At 28.9% G+C, this 16,887-nt stretch carries 22 protein-coding genes; 21 read left to right on the top strand and 1 reads right to left on the bottom strand.

Annotation, left to right across the window (positions count from 1 at the left end; all coding sequences use genetic code 11):
- Positions 1-12 precede the first annotated feature (12 nt).
- Complete coding sequence (locus CD56_RS07280) at positions 13-2,376, top strand: tetratricopeptide repeat protein (protein WP_052768390.1); 2,364 nt, start codon at positions 13-15, stop codon at positions 2,374-2,376.
- Here CD56_RS07280 and miaA read toward each other — a convergent pair.
- A complete protein-coding gene (gene miaA / locus CD56_RS07275; protein ID WP_047208663.1) occupies positions 2,367-3,242 on the bottom strand; it encodes a tRNA (adenosine(37)-N6)-dimethylallyltransferase MiaA in 876 nt (291 codons plus the stop codon). The two genes, CD56_RS07280 and miaA, sit on opposite strands and share 10 nt — an antisense overlap.
- A gap of 69 nt (positions 3,243-3,311) precedes the next feature.
- Here miaA and mqnP point away from each other — a divergent pair, with 69 nt between their 5' ends.
- The 20 genes from mqnP (at position 3,312) to CD56_RS08495 (ending at position 16,822) form a co-directional block, all read left to right on the top strand.
- Positions 3,312-4,187, top strand: a complete 876-nt coding sequence (mqnP, locus tag CD56_RS07270) for a menaquinone biosynthesis prenyltransferase MqnP (RefSeq protein ID WP_039627137.1) — start codon at positions 3,312-3,314, stop codon at positions 4,185-4,187.
- Positions 4,178-4,681 carry a hypothetical protein gene (locus tag CD56_RS08300; protein WP_047208662.1) on the top strand — a complete coding sequence of 168 codons (504 nt, stop codon included), beginning with the start codon at positions 4,178-4,180 and terminating at the stop codon, positions 4,679-4,681. The genes mqnP and CD56_RS08300 overlap by 10 nt, the downstream gene beginning before the upstream one ends.
- Complete coding sequence (locus CD56_RS07260) at positions 4,674-5,195, top strand: hypothetical protein (RefSeq protein WP_047208661.1); 522 nt, start codon at positions 4,674-4,676, stop codon at positions 5,193-5,195. The genes CD56_RS08300 and CD56_RS07260 overlap by 8 nt, the downstream gene beginning before the upstream one ends.
- A gap of 9 nt (positions 5,196-5,204) precedes the next feature.
- Entirely contained in the window at positions 5,205-6,173 is a 969-nt protein-coding gene (moaA, locus tag CD56_RS07255; protein ID WP_047208660.1) for a GTP 3',8-cyclase MoaA, read from the top strand.
- The gene (locus CD56_RS07250) at positions 6,173-6,922 is read left to right on the top strand and encodes a 7-carboxy-7-deazaguanine synthase QueE (protein WP_047208659.1); all 750 of its coding nucleotides are present in this window, start codon (positions 6,173-6,175) and stop codon (positions 6,920-6,922) included. Before moaA ends, CD56_RS07250 begins: the two co-directional genes overlap by 1 nt.
- The gene (locus tag CD56_RS07245; RefSeq protein WP_047208658.1) at positions 6,919-7,503 is read left to right on the top strand and encodes a 6-pyruvoyl trahydropterin synthase family protein; all 585 of its coding nucleotides are present in this window, start codon (positions 6,919-6,921) and stop codon (positions 7,501-7,503) included. Before CD56_RS07250 ends, CD56_RS07245 begins: the two co-directional genes overlap by 4 nt.
- Entirely contained in the window at positions 7,503-7,703 is a 201-nt protein-coding gene (locus CD56_RS07240) for a hypothetical protein (RefSeq protein ID WP_039619318.1), read from the top strand. The genes CD56_RS07245 and CD56_RS07240 overlap by 1 nt, the downstream gene beginning before the upstream one ends.
- The gene (locus tag CD56_RS07235) at positions 7,703-8,113 is read left to right on the top strand and encodes a hypothetical protein (RefSeq protein ID WP_039619316.1); all 411 of its coding nucleotides are present in this window, start codon (positions 7,703-7,705) and stop codon (positions 8,111-8,113) included. Before CD56_RS07240 ends, CD56_RS07235 begins: the two co-directional genes overlap by 1 nt.
- Complete coding sequence (locus CD56_RS07230) at positions 8,113-8,775, top strand: 16S rRNA (uracil(1498)-N(3))-methyltransferase (RefSeq protein WP_047208657.1); 663 nt, start codon at positions 8,113-8,115, stop codon at positions 8,773-8,775. The genes CD56_RS07235 and CD56_RS07230 overlap by 1 nt, the downstream gene beginning before the upstream one ends.
- A gap of 77 nt (positions 8,776-8,852) precedes the next feature.
- Positions 8,853-9,053, top strand: coding sequence for a 50S ribosomal protein L31 (gene rpmE, locus CD56_RS07225; RefSeq protein WP_012662118.1), 201 nt, complete (start codon positions 8,853-8,855; stop codon positions 9,051-9,053).
- A complete protein-coding gene (gene rsmI / locus CD56_RS07220; protein ID WP_047208656.1) occupies positions 9,053-9,871 on the top strand; it encodes a 16S rRNA (cytidine(1402)-2'-O)-methyltransferase in 819 nt (272 codons plus the stop codon). Before rpmE ends, rsmI begins: the two co-directional genes overlap by 1 nt.
- 19 nt (positions 9,872-9,890) lie before the next feature.
- Positions 9,891-10,571 (top strand): 23S rRNA (guanosine(2251)-2'-O)-methyltransferase RlmB, encoded by a 681-nt coding sequence (gene rlmB, locus CD56_RS07215; RefSeq protein WP_039619309.1) that lies wholly within the window; start codon positions 9,891-9,893, stop codon positions 10,569-10,571.
- Entirely contained in the window at positions 10,564-11,439 is an 876-nt protein-coding gene (locus CD56_RS07210; protein ID WP_047208655.1) for a hypothetical protein, read from the top strand. Before rlmB ends, CD56_RS07210 begins: the two co-directional genes overlap by 8 nt.
- A complete protein-coding gene (locus CD56_RS07205; RefSeq protein WP_047208654.1) occupies positions 11,433-12,239 on the top strand; it encodes a hypothetical protein in 807 nt (268 codons plus the stop codon). Before CD56_RS07210 ends, CD56_RS07205 begins: the two co-directional genes overlap by 7 nt.
- Positions 12,240-12,250: 11 nt before the next feature.
- Complete coding sequence (locus CD56_RS07200) at positions 12,251-13,453, top strand: LL-diaminopimelate aminotransferase (protein ID WP_047208653.1); 1,203 nt, start codon at positions 12,251-12,253, stop codon at positions 13,451-13,453.
- Position 13,454: 1 nt separating this feature from the next.
- Positions 13,455-14,708, top strand: a complete 1,254-nt coding sequence (locus tag CD56_RS07195) for a homoserine dehydrogenase (protein ID WP_047208652.1) — start codon at positions 13,455-13,457, stop codon at positions 14,706-14,708.
- Positions 14,708-15,046 (top strand): YraN family protein, encoded by a 339-nt coding sequence (locus CD56_RS07190; RefSeq protein ID WP_047208651.1) that lies wholly within the window; start codon positions 14,708-14,710, stop codon positions 15,044-15,046. Before CD56_RS07195 ends, CD56_RS07190 begins: the two co-directional genes overlap by 1 nt.
- 50 nt (positions 15,047-15,096) lie before the next feature.
- Entirely contained in the window at positions 15,097-15,411 is a 315-nt protein-coding gene (gene trxA / locus CD56_RS07185) for a thioredoxin (RefSeq protein ID WP_039619298.1), read from the top strand.
- 118 nt (positions 15,412-15,529) lie between these two features.
- Positions 15,530-16,468 (top strand): thioredoxin-disulfide reductase, encoded by a 939-nt coding sequence (gene trxB, locus CD56_RS07180; protein ID WP_047208650.1) that lies wholly within the window; start codon positions 15,530-15,532, stop codon positions 16,466-16,468.
- Positions 16,469-16,531: 63 nt separating this feature from the next.
- Entirely contained in the window at positions 16,532-16,822 is a 291-nt protein-coding gene (locus tag CD56_RS08495) for a PepSY-like domain-containing protein (RefSeq protein WP_047208649.1), read from the top strand.
- The last annotated feature ends 65 nt before the right edge of the window (positions 16,823-16,887 follow it).

The raw sequence follows: 16,887 nt of genomic DNA, 5'->3' as shown, positions 1-16,887 counted from the left end.
ATAATCACGCTTATGATAAGGGTTTTATTTTTATTTTTATTAAGTATAACTTATACATTTTCTTTTGAAATTATTGTTAATAAAGGGGAGGAAAGTAAGCGCCCTTTTACGCTTTTGCATTTAAAAGACGATAAAGATTTTACTTGCAAAAGTGTTTTTGAATTTGAAAAAACCCATTTTGAGTGCAATGTTTTGGGTGTTAGCAATATGCAGTTTCAAAATAAGGAATTTGATGATTTTACGATTTATTTTGAAAAGCACCAAACTTTTTTGACAATCAAAATCTATCCTAAAATTTTAGCTAAGATGTTTAATTATTCTCAAGATATCTTCAATGCTAAAGAAATTCGAAGTCAAAGTGGAGATATTTCTAAACATTTTGTATTTATTTTTACTAAAGACTTAAAATATTATAAGCCTAGCGATGGGCTTGATTTTGATATTTATTTTGATGATGCATTAATGCCTTATATCGGAGCTTTAGATTTAAATTCTAATCCTATGGAAACTTCTAAAAGTGCAGATTTTAATACTTATTTTAATATTAAACAAGAATATGAGGCTAAAAAATATGACCAAGTATTAAGAGATACTGTTAATGCTATTAAGCGTTATCAAGGTAGTGTATTTATGAATGAATTTGAGCTTTATAAATTAAGAGCTCAAAATAAACTATACACTTATGAACTTGACAAAGACCAACTAATTTTAGAACAAATGCTAGATGATGCTAAAAGATGGGTAAGAACTTATATTAACGACAAAGATTATACAGAAGTGATGTATATTATGATGAGAGTTTATATGGGTTTATCACAAAGATCTAATGTTGAATATATTATAGATACTTTAAATACTGAGCATAAAGGCGATAAATATACTATAATGGCTCTGCTTGATTATGCAGATTATTTATATCATTTAGGTAAGAAAAATACTGCAAATAATATTTATCAAGATGTGTATTATTCTACCCCAAACGCAGATTTGGCCAGCAGAGCTGCTTTATTTTTATCAAAAAATTATTTAGAAACTCAAAATACCAAAGAAGCCAAAGAGTTAGCAAATAAAATTTTAGAATCAAATCCTGAATTTTTTATGAGTGATTTGGAAAATTCTTTATCTTTGGCTAAAGCTTTTGCTAATAATAGGGTTTATGATTTAAGTTCTAAAATTTATGAATATATTTTTACACATTTAACCAAGGTAGATAAAGAATATGAAAGAGTATTAAAAGATCTTGCTTTGTCTTTATTAAATGCAAATGAGTATACTAAGGCTCAAAAATATTTAGATCTTTACGCAGAAGATTTTCCTTTGGGTGAATATGTGAGTTTAATTAAAGAAGCGCAAGATAAAAACTTTTTATATTTAAAAGATGCTAATGCAAGTTTTTTGCACCAAAGATATGAAGAGATTATGAAAAAATATGCTGGAGAAATTTCTAGTAAGGCGTTGTTTGATAATGTAAAATTGTATTTTCAAGAAAAAAATTATGAAAAGGTTGTAAGTTATCAAAAAGACATTGAAAAATACTCTAATAAAGAAGTTAAAAATCTTTTAGAACAAGCTGCTATTTTAGTTTTAGAACAAAAATTAAAAAATGATGAATGTTTAGCTGCTGTGAAAATATATGATGATTTTAAAGCTTATAATGTAGGGGGTAAAATACAAAATAAAAAACAAATGCTTGAGTGTTTTAAACGCACAACGCGCATTGAAGAAGCTAAAAAATACATAGTGGACAATGAAAACGATGATATTATCTTTTATAAGCTTCAAAGTGCTGATTTAGCCCTCAAAGATAAGCGTTATAGCTTTGTTATAAAAACGATTAATGATATTTTAAATACAAGAACGATTATTAGTGATAATGAAAAATTTGAAGCAAATTATATTAAATTTTTTGCTGAGCTTAGATTGCAAGATTATAATGCTATGATAAGAACTTTACAAAAACTAGAGCAATTTCCTATGAATTATCGTATGGTGGAATTATATTATGAGTTTTTGCGTTATTGTGAAAAAAATAATTTTTTAACAAGTATCTTAACTTATGCTCCAAAGGCTATTGATTATCAAAACTTAAAGGGAGTAAATCTTTTTAGTCCCGATTTAGAATTTATCTATATCAAGGCTTTAAAACAAAGCAATCAAGCTCAAAAAGCTTTAACTTTGTTTAAAGATTTACTTGCTAATCCTTTAAAAGATGATGAGCGTGCAAGAGCTTTTTATATGCAAAGTAATATTTATGAAGATTTAAAAGATGTGCAAAATCAAAAGCAAAGTTTGCAAAATTGTATAGATATTAATGCAACAAGCAATTGGCAAAATTTATGTAAAGATAAATTAAATGTCTTAAACACTCAGCCTTGATATTTTTTTAAAATATAAGCTTTTAAATTCTCATAAGCGTTTTGAAAATCTAAAATTTCTTTATTGAATTTTTTATTAAAAGTTCTTTGTCTTTTGGCAAGTTGTCTTGTGTGAATGATGATGAGCTCTTCAAGCTCATTTAAATTTATTTTTTTATCTAAAAACTCTTTGCATTCTTTCAAACCTATGGAATTTAGTGCTTTTAAATGATGATCATAATTATCAAATAACATTTTAGCTTCATCTATTAAGCCCTCATTTAGCATATTTTTAGTACGCTTAATAATGCGTTTTTCTAAAAGTTCTTTTTGCCAAGAAATTTCAAAAATATCAAGTTTTTTAATCAAAGCTTCTTGTTTGGTTTCTTTCAAAACCTTACTTGGAATTTTATTAGTTTGCTCATAAATTCCAAGCCATTTTTTCAAACGATAAGTATCATTTTTTTCTATTTTTGCTTGTGGATCAATTTTTGTCATTAAATGATAAATTTCATCATTGCTTAGCATGCTTTGACTCTCTTTAAAATTTTCACTCAAACCATCCATTAAAGCTTTTAGATAAAAACTAGTTCCGCCTGTGATGATAAGCATTTGATTGTTTTTTTGAGCAAAGACTTTTGCTTTTTTGTATTCTTCAAAAAACAAAGCGATGTTAAAATGCTCATTGACATTTAATAAATTTATGCCAAAATAATCAAGCTCATCTAAGGTTTTTTGCTCTGTTTTTGCTGAAGCGATGTTGATTTGTTTATACACGCAAAGACTATCAAGGCTTAAAATACTTGCGTTAAATTCATAAGCTAGTTTATTAGCAAGTTCTGTTTTGCCACTTGCAGTAGTTCCAATGAGTGCAAATTCAAAAAACATCGTAAAAATATCCTAAATTTAAAATTATTTTAGTAAAATCATAACAAAAATATATTATAAAGAGAAAAAATGCCTATATTAAAAGAAAAATTAAAAGATATTTTAGATTTGATTGTTTTTAAGCATTCTATTTTTGCTTTACCCTTTTTATTCACTTCAATGATTGTAGCTTCTGTTATTTTAAATGATAGCACTTGGTTTGGCTTTAAGGCTTTATTTTTGGGTGTTATTTGCGCAGTGAGCGCAAGAAATTTTGCAATGGCGATTAATCGTTTGATGGATGAGGATATTGACAAAAATAACCCAAGATGTGCAAATAGACCTAATATTGATGGGCGTATAGGCAAAGCTAGTATTTTACTTTTTATTATTTTAAATGCTATTATTTTTGTTTTGGCAAGCTATTTTATTAATAAGCTAGCCTTTGCTCTTTCTTTGCCGGTATTGTTTATTTTAGCTATTTATTCAGCTTTTAAAAGATTTTCATCCTTAGCGCATTTAGTATTAGGATTTTGCTTAGGACTTGCTCCTATTGCAGGTAGTATTGTAGTTTTGGGAAGTATTGAAATTTATAGTGTTATTTTGTGTTTGGGTGTTACTTTTTGGACGGCTGGATTTGATTTGCTTTATGCTTTGCAAGATATGGAGTATGATAAAAAAACAGGCTTGCACTCTATACCTGCTAAATTTGGACTTGAAGCAACCTTATTTATCTCAGCATTTTGTCATGTTTTAGCAGTGCTTTTTTGGCTTTTATTTGTTTGGGTGGCTCCAACAGGAAATATTGCCTTTTTAGGTGTGATAATTAGTGCGATTATTTTATTTTTTGAGCACCGCATTGTTAGAAAGAATTTTGCAAAAATCGATAAAGCATTTTTTACTTTAAATGGTTATTTGAGTATAGTGTTTTTTATATTTATTTGGGTTGATCTTTTATGGAGATAAAATTTTTTAAAAGCTCATTAGAACTTGAGTTTGAAGAGAGCAAAGAAAGATATGAAGAGTTTTTGCAAGAATATCTTTCAAGTAATAATTATGTCAATTTAAGCAAATGGAAAAAGCTTGCCTCAAGAGTGGAATTTAGCGAAGGTGAACAAATTATTTTTGATTTGCTTATGGATATAAAGCAAGAATTGTATTTGATAAAAAATGATATCAATAAAACAAAATTATTTACAGATTTAAAACATAAAGCCTTTGTGGTGGGTGTAAATTTTGCACACATTCAGTTTAAAGATAAGTGTTTAACTCAAGATGAGGAGTATTATGCAAGATTTGAGTTAAATGGCCAAAAAATTAGTATTTTTTTTAAAGCCTTAAATGAAAATGAGGCAAAGATCATACAAATAAAAGCAGAAGATGAGCTTGTGTATGATAATTTTGTGGCAAATATGCAAAGAGCGATGATTAAGATTTTAAAGGAGCAAGAAAATGGGTAGTGATTTATTATTGTGGCTTGTGGTGGCTTTGCTAATTTTTGCTATGTTTGCTTATATGATGATAAAAGAAAAAGAAAATATTACCAAAATTAATGAACTTGGTAAGATGATAGAAGATTTAAATAAGCAATATCATTATTTAAAAAAAGAAAGCTTAGAGGAACAAGAACAAGAAAAAGAAGAAATAGATACTGAAGCTATTAAAGAAGAGCTAAAAGAAGAACTTTTGCAAGTGCTAGAACAAAAAATCAATCAAAATATCCTTCCTATTTTAAGTGCTTTAAAAGAAGTAGAAGAGGTGATCGAAGAGTTTCAAAGTGAACAAAAAAATCGTTTGTTAAATTTAGAACAAAAAACCCAAAGTATTACAAAATTAAGCCCAAGCTATGATAATGAAGAGCAAAAGGTAATAGAGCTTTTTAATCAAAAAAAATCCATAGAGCAAATTGCTAAAGATTTGCGTATAGGTATGGGTAGGGTTGAGCTTATTTTGAAATTTAATAAATTATTATAAAGGCTCTTTATGTTGGTGGATAGCTATGGAAGAGTGATAGATTATTTAAGAATTTCAGTAACACAAAGATGTAATTTTCGTTGTCTTTATTGTATGCCAAAAACTCCATTTGAATGGAGTGCTAAGGAAAATCTTTTATCATTTGAAGAACTTTTTATGTTTGTTAAAGTTTGTATTGATGAGGGGGTTAAAAAAATTCGCATTACAGGTGGTGAGCCTTTAGTAAGGAAAGACTTGCATAAATTTATTGCTATGATTAGTGAGTATAAGCAAGATATAGACTTAGCACTTACTACTAATGCTTCTTTATTAAAACAACAAGCAAAAGACTTAAAACAAGCAGGTTTAAAAAGAATTAATATCTCTTTAGATACCTTAAAAGAAGAAATAGCTTTTAAATTAGCCCAAAAAAATATACTTAAGGATGTGTTAAGTGGTATTAATGAGGCTTTAGAATTAGGTTTTAATATTAAATTTAACACCGTAGCGCTTAAAGGGATTAACGATAATGAATTTATCGATCTTTTGGAATTTGCCAAAGCACGCAAAAGCCAAATTCGCTTTATAGAATTTATGGAAAATTATCATGCTTATGGAGATTTAAAAGGCTTAAAATCAGCAGAAATTTTAAATATTATTGCTCAAAAATATTCTTTTAAACAAGGACAAAAAATCCCTAATGCACCTGCGACTATTTATGAACTTGAAGATGGATATGAGTTTGGTATTATTGATCCGCATAGCCATGATTTTTGTGATAGTTGTAACCGTATAAGACTTTCAGCCGAAGGACTTTTGATACCTTGTTTGTATTATGATGAGGCTTTAAGCATTAAAAAGGCTATACGTAATAAAGACATAGCAGGAGCATGTGAGGTTTTAAAAACCGTGATAAAAAATAAATCAGAAAAAAACAGATGGGCTGAAAATGAGGCTAATCAAAGTTCTACAAGAGCCTTTTATCAAACAGGTGGATAATGGAAGTTGTCGAGACTTTTTTAAGCTTGCAGGGTGAGGGAAAATATAGCGGAAATTTGGCTATATTTGTAAGGTTTGCTGGGTGTAATTTTAACTGCACAGGCTTTGGAGTAAAAAAAGAAAAAGATTCTAAAATACTTTTGGGTTGTGATACTATAAGAGCTGTTTTTACCAAAGAATTTAAAACTTGTTATAAAACATATACTTCAGTAAAGCTTTTTGATGAGGTTTTAAAACTAGCCAATTCACGCAAAGTTATAGTTGTCATTACAGGTGGAGAGCCTTTATTAAATTATCAAAATAAAGATTTTTTGTGTTTTATAAATTTACTTTTAGAAAATGATTTTAAAGTGCATTTTGAAACCAATGCAAGTATTGAAATTGATTTTGAAAAATATCCTTTGTATAAAAAATGTTATTTTGCTTTGGGTGTAAAGCTTAGTAATAGTGGTGTAAAAAAAGAAAAAAGGATTAATGAAAAAGCATTGAAAGCTTTTAAATATTATACTAAAGATAGTTTTTATAAATTTGTTTTAGATAAAGATTTTTTACAAGAAAATAAAGCTTTAGAGGAGATTAGTGAAATTTTACAAATTTGTGAAAATGAGGTGTTTTGTATGCCCATGGGGTCAAATGAAGAAGAAATTTCTAAAAATGCCTTAAGTGTTGCTGAATTTTGTATAAAAAATGGATATAATTACTCTGATAGATTGCATATTAGAATTTGGGGAGATAAAGAAGGCGTATGATTATTAGAAAAATGTTTGAATTTGAAAATGCTCATATTGTTAGATTTTGTAGCTCCAAGCGATGTAAAACAAGCATACATGGACACTCTTATAAGGTAGAAATTTTACTTGAGAGTAAATACCTTGACAATGCGGGAATGGTATATGATTTTGGCTTGTTAAAAGATGAGATAAAACAAATTATTGATAGTTTTGATCATGCTATTACACTTTTTAAAGATGATGATAAAGTTTATTTAGAAGATATGAAAAAACACTCACAAAGATGGGTAAGTTTGCCTGTGAATGTAAGTGCGGAAAATTTTGTACGCATATTTTTTATTTTGATAGATACCTTGCTTTTAAAGACCAAGATGGTTAATGGCGAGCAAGGTGTAAGTTTAAAAAGTATCATTGTGCATGAAACAAGAACAGGCTATGCACAAGGTTTTAGAGAAGATGCTTATAGTAAGTTTTTACCAAAGATAAATTTGGCAGATATTGAATTTTCACAAGCTATAATTGATGAATGGAAAGATAAAGATTTTTTAAAAAAACTTCAAGATGTAAATTTTGTTTTTGTCAATCAAAAGGAGGTGTGATGAAAAAGATTCTGTTAGTTGTGCCATTGTTATTTTTTATGGCTTGCTCAAATCAAGAAAATAACAATACAAAAAAAGAAGTGCAAACCGAACAAGTTCAAATTGAGCAAAGTGACTCTAATGTTATTATAGATGATGAAACACTGCCTATACCCGTAGATGATGATATCAAAGATGAAAATAGCACACAAGGACAGTGATGGATCAAAGTTATGAGTTTTTTTTAGCATTGCATGTGTACAGCCTATATGCAAATGGCTTTTTAATGTTGTTTTATTTATATCTAACTCAAAGTAGTTTTTCACAAGAGTTTATTTTTATAAAAAGAATTCGCCTGTTTTTGCCAATTTATTATTTATTTTTAGCAATTACACTTTTTACAGGAAGTTTGCTTTGGGCTTTAAAGCATTTTGAGCTAAATTTATACATACTTTCTATGTGGTTTTGTTGGATTTTTATCTTTGCTTTGGCTATTTATCAATTTGTTTTATTTAAAAAAGCAAGATTGTTTAAGCGTTATGCTAAATTTAGATTTTTAAGCTTTTTTATTTTGTGTTTGGGTATATTTTTACTTTTTGTACCTTATTTGCTTCAAAGGTTTTATTTTTAATGCGATTTTTATATCACCCACAAAGTGGTGTTTTAAATTTAGAGTTAGAAAATGAAGCTTTTTTACACTTAAAGGTTCGAAGAATTAAAGTAGGTGATAAAATCATATTAAAAAATTTAAAAGATTTTTTTGCTTATACTTATGAATGCATAGAGCTTTCTAGACGCTCTTGCGTATTAAATTTGCTTGATAAAAAAGAAGAAAAACAAGAATTAAAAACGCATTTACATTTAGCTTTAGCGGTGATTGATCCAAAGATTATAGAAAAAACTTTGCCTTTTTTAAACGAGCTTGGAGTAGCAAAGCTTTCTTTTGTGTATATGGATTATTCACAAAAAAATTTTAAGTTAGATTTTAAAAGAATGGAAAAAATTCTTATAGAATCATCCCAACAATGTGGTCGCGCTTCTTTAATGGAGCTTGAAAGCTTTGATGATTTTAAAAAATTTCAGCAAGTTTATGAGAACATTGTTTTGATAGACTTTGAAGGCGAAGATTTGATGAGTTTTGAACCTAGTAAGTACGTGTTTTTAATAGGTGCTGAAGGTGGATTTTCTCAAAAAGAAAGAGAGAAGAATATAAAAAAAGCAAAATTACAGGCTGATTTTGTACTTAAAGCACAAACAGCTTTAATAGGGGTTGCTTCAAAATTCATAATTTAAAAACACGCTTAAATTTAGCTATTTTTTATATAAAAATCTATATAATTACGCCTTAATGTTTTGAAAAAGGATAAACAATGAAAAAAGAAATTCACCCAGAATATGTAGAATGCAAAGTTAGTTGTGCTTGTGGAAATTCTTTTACTACTAAGTCAAATAAACCAGAAATTAAAGTTGATATTTGCTCAAGTTGTCATCCATTTTTTACAGGTAGTGAAAAAATCGTAGATGCTGCGGGTCGTGTAGAGAAATTTAAGAAAAAATACGCAATGCAATAATGTTATATTTTATTCCTACACCCATAGGAAATTTAAACGATATTTCTTTTCATTCTTTAGAAATTTTACAAAAATGCAAACTCTTTTTATGTGAAGATACGAGAGTTTGCAAATCTTTAGTCCATCTCCTTAATGAAAAATTTAATTTAGAAATAAAACCTGATAAATATTTAGCCTTACACACGCATAATGAAAAAGATTTTTTAGCAAAAATAGATGATGATTTTTTTAAACAAGATATTGCATATTTAAGTGATGCGGGTATGCCAGGTATTAGTGACCCGGGGCAATTTTTAATTGAATATGCCATTAAAAATAATATTGATTATGAAGTCTTAGCAGGGTCAAATGCTGCTTTGCTTGCATTAGTTTCAAGCGCATTTTGTAAAAAAGAATTTATTTTTATGGGTTTTTTAGCCAATAAAAATCCTCAAAGACAAAAAGATATTGAAAATTTAATGCTTAATCCTTATCCTAGTATAGTTTATGAAGCACCCACTAGAATACTGAATTTGGTAGAAGAAATTAGCAAAATTGATCCTTTAAGAGAAATTTTTATCATAAAAGAAGCAACAAAGAAATTTGAAACTAAATTTAGAGCAGGAGTCTTAGAGGTTTTAGAAAAAATAAAAACAATGGATTTGCGCGGTGAATGGTGTGTAGTCGTAAGTGCTAAAGAAAAGCAATTTCATCAAAATACCTTGTGTGAGCAAGATATTTATGAGCTTGATTTGCCTTTAAAAACAAAGGCAAAACTTCTTTCAAAAATCAATGCAAAATCTCCAAAAGAAAATTATCAAAAACTGCTTTTAAGTTGAATTTGGTTATTATTTAAAAATGATAGTTTATGGCAAGCAAGTGTTTTTTTATATCTTAGAAAAGCATAAAGAAAAAATTAAAGAAATTTATTTAGCAAAAGAATGCGAAAAAGCTGATTTTTCAAAAATAGCAAAAGCTTCAAAAAAAATTAAAAAGCTTGATTTTAAAACCGCACAAAGTTTAGCAAGAGGTGGAAATCATCAAGGTTTTTTAATGGAAATTGATGAGTTTGAATTTAGCTCTTTTGAAAGTTTAAAAGAAAAAGATTTTATAGTTATTTTATATAATATTAGCGACGTTGGAAATATCGGAGCTATCGTGCGTAGTGCTTATGCTTTGGGTGCTGATGGGGTTATTTTGGTAGCTAAAAGTGTAGCTATAGATGGAGTAATCCGCGCAAGTAGTGGGGCAGCTTTAGATATGAAAATAGTTTTAAATGATGATATTTTAAGCATGATAAATGAATTAAAACAAAAAGGTTTTTATATCTATGCTAGTGCTAGCGGAGGTAGTGATATACATACTATCAAGGCTAAAGATAAAAAAGTTTTGATTATGGGAAGTGAAGGTTTTGGTATAGCACCAAAGGTGCTTAAAAAATGCGATGAATGTGTAGGTATAAAAATGCACAATGACTTTGATAGTTTAAATGTAAGTGCAGCATTTGCAATACTTTGCGATAGGATGAAAAATGGATAGTTGGAAAAAATTAGAAGATTTAAATTTATTAGAAGTTCAAAAAAGAACACAAATAGAAATAGCTTGTCTTGAATATATCATTAAAAAAGATTTTAAGTCTTTATCTCGCTTTAATGTAAATGGCTTTATTAAAATTTTACAAAGAGAGTATGAGCTTGATTTTTCTAATTTTTTAGAAGAATATCATGCCTATTTAGAGGAAAATGGCATTGAGAAAAAAAATCATGTGTATATTGCGCCCAGAATGAACTCATATACTAAAGAAAGTTCGAGTGTATGGTATATTGTGATTATAGTAGTAGTGCTTTTGATAGTGGCTTTAGCTTGGGGTGTTTCAAGATTTTTTCAAAGCTCCACTTTAGATGAAAATACCACTAATGTATTAAATCAAGAGCAGGTTGTTTTAGAAGAAAAAGTCGATGAGAATGAAACTCCGGTTGTTAATTTTTTTGCTGATGATGTTATAGAAAATAATGAAACAAATACAACTATTTTAGAGCTAACAGATGAGAGTAATAATACTATAGAAGAAACATTAGAGGATAATGCTAGTTTAAATATGCCTGAAGAAAATATGGTTTTGCTTAAAGAAAGTATTATAAAACCAAGCGCAGAACTTTGGCTTGGTATGGTGGATTTAAAAACTTTCAAAAAAAGTTCTTTAACTATTAAAAATGATTATACTTTATCTTTAGATAAAGATATGCTTATTACCACAGGTCATGCTGCTTTTAGTTTAAATGATGAAAATAACAATACTTTAGAGTTTAAAAACGGTGTGTCTAAGTTTTTAATGATTAAAGATGGCAAAATCAAACAAATTACAAAGGCTGAGTTTGTAAAAGAAAATAGAGGAAAATTATGGTAAGAATTTTAATATTTTCCATTTTTTTTACTCTCAATGCTTTTGCACTAAGTGCCTTAGAGGTTGCTAAGCATATTGTTAATGATAATTCTAAAGATGCACAATTGGAACTTTTGTTTGCAAGAAATGATTACAAAGATGAGCGTGAAAATGTAGATATTTACACTATTTCTCAAATTTTAAAAACCAATTCTTTAGCAAATTTTATATTAAATGAACCAAAAACTTTAACCTTTAGTTTTAAAGCCCAAGCTGATTCTGTTTTGTTTTTTAAAACAATCAATGATACTTTAAATGAACTAGGTTATATATATTTTATACCAACTGAATTAACTTTAAGGGAAAACTATATCACATATAAGTTAGCCGTAGATTCTCAGTATATGCTTGATCCAGGAGTTTTTTATAAGGCTTTGTTGGGTAGTTCTGTTTTTATTAAAGATATTTATAAAATTTCAGAGTTAAATTATGAATATGAGTTAGATTTTTCAAAAGCAAAACCTAAAGTTAATACTCAAATTCCACTAAATACTATTACTCAATTAAACAAACCTTTAAGAGAATATATTATTGATTTGCAAGGTGCAAAAAGTATGGAGCTTAGTGCACACAATCTTGACTCTTGGTTTTGTAAAATTCAGTTTTTAGATAAAAATTTAAATTTTATTCAAGGTGTAGAAAATACACATAAGCAAAATGAGGTAAATGTAAATATACCATTGGGCGCAAAATATGCTATTATAGGGGATATGTTTAGCCTTGATAATATAAAAAGGGGTTTGAAAATTTACTTAAGACGCTAAAAGGACGGACGATGTTTGAAGAAATTCATTTTAATACCATAGAAAGACTTCCAAATTATGTTTTTGCTGAAGTTAATGCGATTAAAATGGCAGCAAGAAGAGCAGGGGAGGATATAATAGATTTTTCTATGGGGAATCCTGATGGCAAAACCCCTCAACATATCATAGACAAGCTTTGTGAAAGTGCAAATAAAGACAAAACTTCAGGTTATTCTGCTTCGAGTGGAATTTATAAACTAAGGCTTGCAATTTGTAATTGGTATAAAAGAAAATATGATGTTGATTTAGATCCTGAAAGTGAAGTAGTTGCAACGATGGGTTCTAAAGAGGGTTTTGTAAATTTAGCAAGAGCTGTTATTAACCCAGGAGATGTAGCTATTGTACCTACACCTGCTTATCCTATACATACTCAAGCTTTTATCATAGCAGGTGGTAATGTAGCGACAATGAATTTTGATTTTAATGAAAATTATGAATTAAATGAAAATACTTTTTTTGAAAATTTACAAAAAACACTACATGAAAGCATTCCGCGTCCAAAATATGTAGTAGTAAATTTTCCGCATAATCCTACAACAGTTACAGTGGAAAAAAGTTTTTATGAGAGATTGGTTGCCATGGCAAAAAAAGAAAGATTTTATATTATTTCTGATATTGCCTATGCGGACTTAACTTTTGGTTCTTATAAAACTCCTTCTATTTTTGAAGTTGAAGGTGCTAAAGATGTAGCAGTAGAAACTTATACACTTTCAAAATCTTACAATATGGCAGGTTGGCGCGTAGGTTTTGTGGTGGGCAATAAACGCTTAATTGCTGCTTTGAAAAAGATTAAATCTTGGTTTGATTATGGTATGTATACTCCTATACAAGTTGCTGCTACTATAGCTTTAGATGGAGATCAAACTTGCGTTGAAGAGATTAAAGTAACTTATGCAAGAAGATTAGAAGTCTTGCTTGATTCGTTTTATCAAGCAGGATGGGAGCTAAAAAAACCTAATGCAAGTATGTTTGTTTGGGCTAAACTCCCTCAAAGTAAGGCTCATCTTGGTAGTATGGAATTTTCCAAACAGCTTTTGCAAAAAGCAAATGTAGCAGTAAGCCCTGGAGTTGGCTTTGGTGAAGCGGGCAATGAGTATGTTAGAATAGCTTTAATAGAAAATGAAAACCGTATTCGTCAAGCAGCAAGAAATATTAAAAAATACTTAAGAGAATAAAATGAAAATAGCAATTTTAGGCTATGGCACGGTAGGAAGTGCCGTTGTAGAAACTTTGTTAAAAAATCAAGATTTAATCAAAGCAAGATGTGATGAAGAAATTATTCCAGTGATTGCTTTAGCAAGAAATCCAAAACCAAATGCATTAATTCCTGTGGTTAATGATATTGATGAAGTTTTAGAGCGTGAAGATATTGATGTATTTGTGGAGTTAATGGGTGGTATTGATTTACCTTTTGAGATAATTTCAAAGATTTTAAAAAGAAAAAAATCAGTAGTAACTGCCAATAAAGCTTTGCTTGCTTATCATCGTTATGAGCTTGAAAAATTAGCACAAGATACAGCTTTTGGTTATGAAGCAAGTGTGGCAGGCGGAATTCCTATTATTAAAATTTTAAAAGAGGGTTTGAGTGCTAATAATATTGTTTCTATTAAAGGCATTTTAAATGGTACAAGCAATTATATTTTAAGTAAAATGACTGAAGATAATGCTAAATTTCAAGAAGTATTAAAAAAGGCTCAAGATTTAGGATATGCCGAAGCTGATCCTACTTTTGATATAGAAGGATTTGATGCTGCACATAAGCTTTTAATTTTAGCAAATATTGCCTATGGATTAAGAGTAAAACCTGAAGATATCTTGATTGAGGGTGTTAGTAAGGTAAGTGATGAAGATATTTATTTTGCAAAGGAATTTGAATATATCATAAAGCATTTAGGTATTGCTAAAATAAAAGATGAAAAAATAGAACTAAGGGTTCATCCTGCTATGCTTAGTAAAGATAAAATACTAGCAAAGGTTGATGGAGTGATGAATGCTATTAGTGTTGATGGGGATATTTTGGGTGAAAGTTTATATTATGGCCCAGGTGCAGGTGGCAAGGCAACTGCAAGTGCTGTTATAGCTGATTTAATCGATATAGCAAGAAAAGAAAAAAATAGTGCTATTTTTGGGTATTTAAATGATACTTCTTATAAACTTTTAAATAAGGATGAAATTTATACAAGATATTATTTAAGATTGAAAGTATTAGATAAAATAGGGGTATTATCAAAAATCACACAATTAATGAGTGAACATCAAATTTCAATCGATACTTTTTTACAAAAGCCAAAAAAAGAAAAGCAAGATTGTAGTACTTTATTTTTTATCACTCATCAAACTTATGAAAAAAATATACAAATTTTAATTCAAAAACTTAAAGAACAAGAATTTGTAAAAGATGATGTTTTTATGATGAGAATAGAAGATTAATGGCTTTATTACAGTATCTTTTTGGCAAAAAAGGAGAGGATTTAGCGTGCGAGTATTTAAAAACTCAAGGTTTTGAAATTTTAAAAAGAAATTTTCATTCTAAATTTGGAGAAATTGATATCATTGCTAAAAAAGATAAAATTTTACATTTTGTTGAGGTTAAAAGTACGCAAGGAGATTATGAAGTAGCATATAGATTAGATCATAAAAAATACAATAAAATCATCAAAGCTATAGAGTATTACTTTATGAAACACAAAAGTGATGAGAATTATCAAATAGATTTACTTTGTGTATATAAAGATGATATAAAACTTTTAGAGAACATTGGTTATTAAGAGAATATTTATTCTAATTTAATAAAATGTGAAAAAATAAAGGAGAAAAAATGGGAAAATATATTGATTTAACTACAGAAAATTTTGCACAAGCAAAAGAAGGTGTAGCTTTAGTAGATTTTTGGGCTCCATGGTGCGGACCTTGTAGAATGTTAGCTCCAGTTATTGATGAGCTTGCAAATGATTTTGATGGTAAGGCTAAAATTTGTAAAGTAAATACAGATGAGCAAGGCGATTTGGCTGCACAATTTGGTGTAAGATCTATTCCAACTATCATTTTCTTTAAAGATGGTGAAGTAGTTGATCAGCTAGTGGGTGCTCAATCAAAACAAGCTTTAGCAGACAAACTAAACTCACTTTTATAATCTTAAGCCACTTTTTGTGGCTTTTCTTCATATTTTTTACTATTTAATAATTTTTATTATTTATAATTAAAGAAAAATTTGTATAATACCTATAAATAAAACTACAAGGAAAAATATTATGTTAGATTTAGCTATTATAGGTGGTGGGCCTGCAGGCTTGAGCGCAGGTTTATATGCTACTAGAGGTGGATTAAAAAATGTTGTCATGTTTGAAAAGGGTATGCCTGGTGGGCAGATTACTTCGAGTTCAGAGATAGAAAATTACCCTGGAGTTGCTCAAGTTTTAGATGGAATTTCTTTTATGGCTCCTTGGAATGAACAGTGTATGCGTTTTGGTTTAAAACACGAAATGGTAGGCGTGGAGCAAATTAGCAAAAATGCTGATGGAAGTTTTAATATAAAATTAGAAGGTGGTAAAAACGAACAAGCAAAAGCTGTAATTGTATGTACAGGTTCTACACCACGTCGTGCAGGTTTTAAAGGTGAAGATGAATTTTTTGGAAAAGGCGTAAGCACTTGTGCAACATGTGATGGATTTTTTTATAAAAATAAAGAAGTAGCTGTTTTAGGTGGGGGAGATACTGCTTTAGAAGAGGCGTTATATCTAGCTAATATTTGCTCAAAAGTATATTTAATCCACAGAAGAGATGAGTTTAGAGCAGCACCTTCAACAGTTGAAAAAGTAAAAAATAATGAAAAAATAGAATTAATCACAAATGCGCTAGTTGATGAGGTTTGTGGTGATAATATGGGTGTTAATAAAATTAAAATAGCATTTAATGATGGCTCTAAAAGAGAGGTTGATGTACCTGGAATCTTTACTTTTGTTGGATTAAATGTAAGAAATGAAATCTTAAAACAAGATAATGGTGAGTTTTTATGTGCCATGGAAGAAGGCGGTCAAGTGAGTGTAGATCTTAAAATGCAAACTAATATTGCAGGATTATTTGCAGCAGGTGATTTAAGAAAAGATGCGCCAAAACAAGTAATATGCGCAGCAGGTGATGGAGCGGTTGCAGCGCTTAGTGCTTTAGCTTATATTGAAAGCTTGCATTAATCTTCACATAAATTTCACAAAAATTAATTAAGATTCTCCTATAAAAAATAAGGAGAATCTAAAATGAAAAAAATATTAATTCTAAGCATGGCTTTAGCGCTAATGGCTAGTGCAAATATTACACAACAAAATGCTAATTCATATCAACAAAATACACCTCAACATAACCCTTATGTGCAAAATTATTACGGGCTTTCTAAACCTATTATGGATAAAATTCAAAGTTCTTTTCCTGGAGCTTTTATTGTAGATGTAGATTGGGAGGAATTTGGATATGAAATTAAACTAAGTAATAATATGGAAATGTTTTTTGATAGAAATGGAAATTTTTTAGGTCAAAAATGGGATGATTAATTAAAAGCGTTATTTGCTTTTAAATAAATAAACGCTACAATTTTCCAAATTCTAAAAAGGCAGAT

It is taken from the genome of Campylobacter lari, from assembly GCF_001017575.1.
GTDB lineage: Bacteria > Campylobacterota > Campylobacteria > Campylobacterales > Campylobacteraceae > Campylobacter_D > Campylobacter_D lari_C.
This window is presented reverse-complemented; position numbering and strand designations above follow the sequence as displayed.